Source organism: Pseudoalteromonas sp. SG45-5 (genome assembly GCF_014164085.1).
In the GTDB taxonomy this organism is placed as follows: domain Bacteria; phylum Pseudomonadota; class Gammaproteobacteria; order Enterobacterales; family Alteromonadaceae; genus Pseudoalteromonas; species Pseudoalteromonas aliena.
Map to the genome: position 1 here is coordinate 1 of NZ_JACJEM010000212.1, position 233 is coordinate 233.

Sequence of the window (233 nt, forward strand, 5' to 3'; positions counted from 1 at the left end):
TAACTTTTTACTGGGGCGTTTAAACTTTATGCGAGCAGCTTTTCGCAGTTACTGATATTCGCTCGCCGTTTTCGATTTAAATTTTCGCAATAACTTGCTTGTGAGATAGGCCTGCCTACTGCGCCGTGAAATACGCGTGTAAATTGTGTGGTGAGTTTTAACCAGTTTTCAGAGGAAATATTGACTCTTTCGAGTAAGGGTAAGTGTGTACTTTCAATATACCCTCGTTTGTC

General features: G+C 40.8%; 1 pseudogene. It reads right to left on the reverse strand.

Going from position 1 to position 233, the window contains the following annotated elements:
• Positions 1-26: 26 nt before the first annotated feature.
• Positions 27-233 (reverse strand): annotated as a pseudogene (locus H5119_RS20380) (hypothetical protein); the annotation flags it as partial.